This window comes from Micromonospora sp. CV4 (assembly GCF_003667455.1).
Lineage (GTDB): Bacteria > Actinomycetota > Actinomycetes > Mycobacteriales > Micromonosporaceae > Micromonospora.
Genome location: NZ_RCVI01000179.1, coordinates 23419 through 30024, shown reverse-complemented (window position 1 = coordinate 30024; position 6606 = coordinate 23419). Strand labels below are relative to the sequence as shown.

Genomic DNA, 6606 nt, shown 5'->3' with positions numbered 1-6606 from the left:
CGGGGTATAAATCATAATTGGCACTGGCTTATCAAGCACCCTGTTGAGTTCTCAAAGAACAACCACACACCGATCAAAAGCCCCAACCAGTGGGACCCCATCTCGGGGCTTTCCGTCCGCGTCCCCGCCGCTCACTGGCGCCGGGCACTTTTACTACGTTACCGCACCGTCTTCGCCGTGTCAAACCGTGTGTCCCGGTCTGTCGTGCTTCGTACGGCTTGGCGCCGACGCACGTCCGCAGCAGCGAACCGCTGCGTCAGGTCGTCGGATTTGGCAGGCCGGCCGCTGCGGTGTCCCGCAAGCTCGCCCGGTGCCCTGCCGGTGGTAAACCTTACCCGGTCGCTTCCGCTGCACCAAATCCGCCTCGCGGCAGTTTGGCGAGCCCCGCCCGGACCGTGCCCCGCAGGAGCGAACCCCTACCTGACCCGGTTGCCCGCCCGATCCGGTGCTCCAGGACCTTCGTCCCGTTTGCCCCGTTCCGCGCTGGCAGAGAGAAAGTTACGCGTCCGTGGGTTTGATCGTCAAATCCGGGGCCAGCGTCCCACGTCACACTTGCTGCGTAGAGAAGTTTCCCCAGGTCAACCCCGTTGGGCAGGCACGTAGGGGCCCGGCACCACCGCGCAAGCGGTTCCTCAACCTCACCGACAGTGACCGAATCTCGCACCGACTGGAAGGTGGACGGTCAGACCGCTGGACGGTTCTGGCGCCGGCGGGCGGCGAACCAGGCGCGGACACCGAGGACCCCGACGGTGCTGCCGATCGCCAGGGACGCCCCGATCAGGAGGGCGTGCACCCACAGAAAGCTGGTGGCTGAGCCGTCCCCCACCACGCCGGACGTCCAGGAGCGCGGGTCCTGCCAGATGGCGACCGCGAACCTCGGCCAGATCACCCAGGTCCAGATCCCGACTCCGACCAGGAAGAGAGCCCACCCTCGCGACAGCACCATGGCAGCCGAGTATGCCAGCGGAGCTGGTCATGGGCCGGAACGCCGAGGTGTACCGGCACGAGGGTGGACGGGTCCCACGCCGTGGTGACTCAGAAGCAGGTCCCGATGCCACCGATCGCCGGGTTCGCCCGTTCGTGGTGGTGGACGGCGCCGCCCGGGTCGGCCATCAGACCACCCCAGATCGTGCAGCTGCCCCGGACGTACGCCCGGACGGGGCCGGCCGCGTAGAGCCGGGCGCCGTCGTCGACCTGCGTCGGCACGTACTCAGCAACGAGGTAGACCCGCGTGCGGGTGAGCGTGCCCGGGTAGGCCGACTTCACCGTCGCCGTGCAGGCGAAGCCGGTGACCCGGTTGTAAAGCAGGTGGACGGTTCCCAGTCGGCCGCCGGTCTGCGCGTCCCGGATCGGGTCCTGGTCGACCTCGACGTAGCCGAACCCACAGAGCGCCGGCGGCGAGTACGGGTCCGGCGCGCCGGCCTGTGCCGCGGTGCCGGCCCCGGCGACGATGCTGAGCGCGAGCGCCAGTACGGCGCCGAGCCGCGAAATGGTGCGGTACATCTGCGTCCCCCTTTGTGGCGTTGCCTGAATGCGGAACCAGAATGTCCACGGCGGACCAGCGATCGAATGTGCCGGACGGACACAGCACCGGTGCAACCGATGTGCGAGAAGCGAGGCGCAGCCGTGCTGACCTGGGCGTACGCCGGGTCGATCATCGGCGCTCGATGCCTATGACGTATTTCTCAGCTGGTATTTCCGTGAACTCGAAATTGCCGAACTGTTTCCGACGGTGGTGAGTTGGGCATTGCGGGACGGGACAACCGAAGACCCGTCACCGGAGGTGCCCGTGCAACCGTCGATGTTCAATCCCTGGGCCTGGCGCGACCCGTCCGCCCTCGCCGGTGGGTACGCGCAGACCACCCCGTCGGTCACGCCGCCGGACCGCTCGGACGCTCACCACGAGGGGCCGGACGCTCCCGGCCCCGGCACGCCCGTCGACCTCGTCGGCTACCGGGTAGAGGCGAGCGACGGGCGGATCGGCACCGTCGACGAGGCGAGCAACGAGGCGGACGCGCAGTATCTGGTGGTCGACACCGGGCCGTGGATCCTCGGCCACAAGGTGCTGCTGCCGGCCGGCACGGTGGCCAGGGTGGATCACCTGGAGCGCAGCGTGCACGTCGACCGGACCCGGCAGGAGATCAAGGACGCTCCGCCGTTCGACCCGGACGCGGCCGGCCCGGAGTACCGGGAACACGTCGGCGGCTACTACTCCGCCAACCATCCACCACACCAGGCACGGCCACACGGGTAGCGTGAGGCCGTGGTCCGGACGGGCAGCAGCGTGGCGGAGGCGGTCGACCTGGTCGACGGCCTGCCGCTCGGTGTCGTGCCCCGGACCAGCTCCGGCGATGGCCGTGAGCAACTCCTGGACGTCCTCCGTGCTGGTGGTCTGCGGTACCGCGCCGGCGCGCGATGGCGGACGGCTCGCTGAGCCGATCCCGCTGACCGACGAGGCGAACCTGCCCCGCTCGGCGCGCGCCCACGCGTGACCCACCTTCCCGCACGAGAGGCACACCGCCATGTCCATCGCACGAATGCTCACCGGGGACCGGCCCACCGGCCGCCTGCACCTCGGCCACTACGTCGGCAGCATCGCCAACCGGGTGCGGCTGCATCAGCGCTACGAGAGCTTCTTCATCATCGCCGACCTGCACATGCTCACCACCAGGAACCGTCGCGAGGACATCGACCAGGTCTCCGGCAATGCCCGGGAGATGGTGACCGACATCCTCGCCGCCGGCGTGGACCCTGCGCGGGCGACCTTCTACCTCCAGTCGGCCATCCCGGAGGTCGGCGACCTCAACACTCTCCTGCAGAACCTGGTGACGGTGCCCCGGCTTGAGCGGGTGCCGTCGTTGAAGGACATGGCCCGGGACGCCGGCAAGGAGGAGATGCCGTACGGCCTGCTGGGTTATCCGGTGCTCCAGGCCGCGGACATCCTCTGTGTCAAGGGGGAGGTGGTCCCGGTCGGCCGGGACAACGCGGCGCACGTCGAGGTGACCCGGGAGATCGCACGCCGATTCAACCACCTGTACGGGCCGGTCTTCCCGGTCCCCGAACTGATCCCGGCGGACACGTCGAGCCTGGTGGGCACCGACGGCGCGGCCAAGATGAGCAAGAGCCGGGGCAACACGATCGCCCTCTCCGACGACCCGGCCACGGTGCGCCGCAAGGTGCTCGGCATGTACACCGATCCGAACCGGGTACGGGCCGACGTGCCGGGAACGGTGGAGGGCAACCCGGTCTTCGCGTACCACGAGGTGTTCAACCCCGACCGGGACGAGGTGGCTGACCTCGCTCAGCGCTACCGGGCCGGGCGGGTGGGGGACGTGGAGGTGAAGGAGCGGCTGGTCGTCGCGCTGGAGCGGTTCCTGGCGCCGATCCGGGAACGTCGGGCCGCGATCGAAGCCGACCGTGGGTTGGTCGACCGGCTGATCGTCGAGGGCACCGAACGGACCCGCCAGGAGGTACGGCAGACGTTGATCGAGGTCCGCCGGGCGATGGGGTTGACCGGCGCGTACCAGCAGGTCCGCCGGCGGGCCGAGCGGAGCCGACGGCGGACCGACAGCGCGGCCGTCCCGGCGGCGCCGAGCGGTGCGACCGGCTGAACCGTCCGTCGATGCGCCCGGGTTGGCGCAGACTGCGGGAGTGAGGGGGATTTTCGGCGTTCGTCCGGTACCGACTGCGGAGACGCACCGGACCACGATGTTCGAGATCTTCTTCGACCTGGTCTTCGTGTTCGCGCTCACCCGGGTCATCACGTTCATGGCGCAGCCACCGACCGCGCTCACCCTGGCCCAGGGGCTGCTCCTCCTGCTGTTGCTGATCTACTCCTGGGGGCCGTACCTCTGGTTGGGCAACCTGGTTCGCGCGGACGTCGGCGCGGTCCGCGCGGCCACCCTGACGGCGATGGCCGCGATCTTCGTGGCCGCGCTGGTGCTGCCGGACGCGTGGCGGCAGGGCCCGGAACTGTTCGACGCGCCGCTCACCCTCGCCCTGGCCTACCTGGTCACCAGGGCGGTGCAGCTCGGGGTGCTGTTCTGGGTGAGCGCAACGGACCCGCCGCTGCGCTCGACCCTCCGGTTCTTCGCCGTGCCGGCGACCGCGGCCTGGCTCCCGCTCATCGTCGGTGCGCTGCTCGGCGGCACCGCACAGACGGCGCTCTGGACGCTGGCGTTCCTGGTGGACATCGGCGGCGCCCGGGTCGCGTCCGCCTACCGCCCGTGGCCGCTGCACAGCCTGGACCACTTCACCGAACGGTTCGGTCTGGTGCTCATCATCGCGCTGGGCGAGTCGCTGATCGCGGCGGGCGCAGGGCCGAGGTCGATGGCGCCGGTCGGGGCCGGCCTGGTGGCGGCGCTGCTCGGCCTCGTCATCACGGTCTGCCTGTGGTGGCTCTACTTCGACCGACTGGCGCCCGCCGCCCGGCGGTCCATCATGCTGGTGCCGCGTGAGCGGCGGTCCGACGTCGCCGGTGACGCGTACGGCCTCGTGCACGCGCCCCTGATCATCGGTGCGATCTACGTCGCGTTCGGCATCGAACAGGTGCTCGGTCACCTCACCGAGGAGAGCGATCGCGGCACCCGGTCGGGCTGGTTCGTCGCCACCGCCCTCTACGGCGGCACCGCCCTCTACCTGCTCGCACGGCTGCTCTTCCGCCGGCTCACCGTCCGCGCCGTGCACCCGGCGCAGGTCGTCGTCGCGCTGGTGCCGCTGGCCCTCCTGCCGGTCGGCCGGGCCCTGCCCCCGCTGGCCGCGCTCGCCCTGCTGACCGTCTTCCTCATCGGCGTGACCTGGTACGAGCGGCGGTTCGACCGACGCGGCCCGCACCTCGAAGCAGCGCCGCCGGTCGGTCCCTGAGCATCGGCAGATTTTCCGGCCGCCGTGTCGATATCCCCGGTGCGCGTTCGTCGTCATGCTGTACGGCGACCCGCCGTACCGAGAGGAGCCGAGGCGTGAAGTACATGCTGCTGTTCATGACCCCCGCGACCACCGACTGGAACGAGCCCGTCGACGGTTGCAGCTTCGAGGACTGGATCCGCTACGACCGCGAGATGAAGGACGCGGGAATCTGGGTGTCCGGGTACCCCTTGCAGGACCTGACCACCTGCACGAGCGTGCAGGTCGGTGCGGGCGGCGAACGCACGATCACCGACGGGCCGTTCGCCGAGACCCGCGAGGTGCTCGGTGGGTACGACATCATCGACGTGCCGGATCTCGACGCCGCGCTGGAATGGGCGGCCCGCAGCCCGGGTGCTCTCGGCGGCGGGTCGGTCCAGGTGCGCCCGGTCGCCGAGATCGAGGTGGAGGCCTGACGGTGCCCGGCCAGGGGGCAGGCGGCATGGAACAGGTCGGGTCGTCGGTCGAGGCGGTGTTCCGGGAGGAGCGCGGTCGGCTGCTCGCCTCGCTGGTGCACCGCTTCGGCGACCTCGATCTGGCCGAGGAGGTCGCCTCCGAGGCCATCGAGGCGGCGCTGGTGCACTGGCCGACCGACGGCGTTCCGAGTCGGCCGGGAGCCTGGCTGCTCACCACGGCCCGCCGCCGCGCCGTGGACCGGCTCCGCCGCGACCGGGTGCTGGCCACCCGGCTCGCCGTGCTCCAGGCCGAAGCCGAGCGGGCCGACGCCGCTCCACCCGCCGACGCGGATCGCGACCTGCCCGACGACCGGTTGGCGCTCTTCTTCACCTGCGCCCACCCGGCCCTGCCCGCCCAGGACCGCGGCGCGCTCACCCTGCGCTTCCTCGCCGGCCTCACCACGGCCGAGGTCGCGCGGGCGTTCCTGGTGCCGCCCGCGACCATGGCCCAACGACTCGTCCGGGCCAAACGGAAGATCCGCGACGCCCGCATCCCGTTCCGGGTGCCGGGCGCCGACGAACTACCCGAACGCCTGCCCACGGTGCTCCAGGCGGTCTACTCGGTCTTCACCGAGGGGTACGCCGCCAGCTCCGGCCCGGATCTCCAGCGGACCGACCTCGCCGAGGAGGCCATCCGGCTGGCCCGGATCCTGCGCCGGCTGCTGCCCGCCGAGCGGGAGGTCGCCGGCCTGCTCGGGCTGATGCTGCTCACCCACGCCCGACGCGCCGCGCGTACCGGGCCGGACGGCGCGATGGTTCTGCTCGACGATCAGGACCGCGCACGCTGGGACCACCGGATGATCGACGAGGGGCGCCGGCTGGTGGTGGTCGCGTTGACCGGAGGACCACCCGGGCCGTACGGGGTGCAGGCCGCCATCGCCGCACTGCACGACGAGGCCGCCGACGTGGCCAGCACCGACTGGCCCCAGGTGGTGGCGCTCTACGACGTCCTGCTCGGTCTGGTCCCCTCGCCGGTCGTCGCGCTCAACCGGGCCGCCGCCGTGGCCATGCGGGACGGGCCGCAGGCCGGGCTCGTCCTGCTGGACGAGCTGGCCGACGATCCGCGGCTGGGCAGCTACCACCTCTATCCGGCCACCCGGGCGGACCTGCTGCGCCGGCTCGGCCGGTACGGCGAGGCCGCGGCGGCGTACCGCAGCGCGCTGACGCTCGTCGGCACCGAGCCGGAGCGGGCGCACCTGCTCCGGCGGCTGGAGTCCGTCACCGCCGAGTAGCCGGACGACTGAGCGGG

At 71.1% G+C, this 6606-nt stretch carries 8 protein-coding genes; 6 read left to right on the top strand and 2 right to left on the bottom strand.

Going from position 1 to position 6606, the window contains the following annotated elements:
* Nucleotides 1–682: 682 nt before the first annotated feature.
* Together EAD98_RS04875 and EAD98_RS04870 are read right to left on the bottom strand one after the other, a co-directional pair.
* Complete coding sequence (locus EAD98_RS04875) at nt 683–946, bottom strand: SCO4848 family membrane protein (protein ID WP_121652873.1); 264 nt, start codon at nt 944–946, stop codon at nt 683–685.
* Nucleotides 947–1035: 89 nt separating this feature from the next.
* Nucleotides 1036–1503 (bottom strand): hypothetical protein, encoded by a 468-nt coding sequence (locus EAD98_RS04870; protein WP_121652872.1) that lies wholly within the window; start codon nt 1501–1503, stop codon nt 1036–1038.
* A 286-nt stretch (nt 1504–1789) separates the two neighbouring features.
* Here EAD98_RS04870 and EAD98_RS04865 point away from each other — a divergent pair, with 286 nt between their 5' ends.
* The 6 genes from EAD98_RS04865 (at nt 1790) to EAD98_RS04845 (ending at nt 6589) form a co-directional block, all read left to right on the top strand.
* Nucleotides 1790–2254 carry a PRC-barrel domain-containing protein gene (locus EAD98_RS04865; protein ID WP_121652871.1) on the top strand — a complete coding sequence of 155 codons (465 nt, stop codon included), beginning with the start codon at nt 1790–1792 and terminating at the stop codon, nt 2252–2254.
* A gap of 9 nt (nt 2255–2263) precedes the next feature.
* Entirely contained in the window at nt 2264–2434 is a 171-nt protein-coding gene (locus EAD98_RS30870; protein ID WP_158609768.1) for a hypothetical protein, read from the top strand.
* An 88-nt stretch (nt 2435–2522) separates the two neighbouring features.
* The gene (trpS, locus tag EAD98_RS04860; protein ID WP_121652870.1) at nt 2523–3611 is read left to right on the top strand and encodes a tryptophan--tRNA ligase; all 1089 of its coding nucleotides are present in this window, start codon (nt 2523–2525) and stop codon (nt 3609–3611) included.
* Between the two features lie 97 nt (nt 3612–3708).
* On the top strand, nt 3709–4863 hold the full coding sequence (locus EAD98_RS04855) for a low temperature requirement protein A (RefSeq protein WP_121652869.1): 1155 nt from the start codon (nt 3709–3711) through the stop codon (nt 4861–4863).
* A gap of 104 nt (nt 4864–4967) precedes the next feature.
* Nucleotides 4968–5318: a YciI family protein gene (locus EAD98_RS04850; protein ID WP_199723290.1), complete on the top strand. Its 351-nt coding sequence runs from the start codon at nt 4968–4970 to the stop codon at nt 5316–5318.
* A 26-nt stretch (nt 5319–5344) separates the two neighbouring features.
* Nucleotides 5345–6589 carry an RNA polymerase sigma factor gene (locus tag EAD98_RS04845; RefSeq protein ID WP_121652867.1) on the top strand — a complete coding sequence of 415 codons (1245 nt, stop codon included), beginning with the start codon at nt 5345–5347 and terminating at the stop codon, nt 6587–6589.
* Nucleotides 6590–6606: the final 17 nt, after the last annotated feature.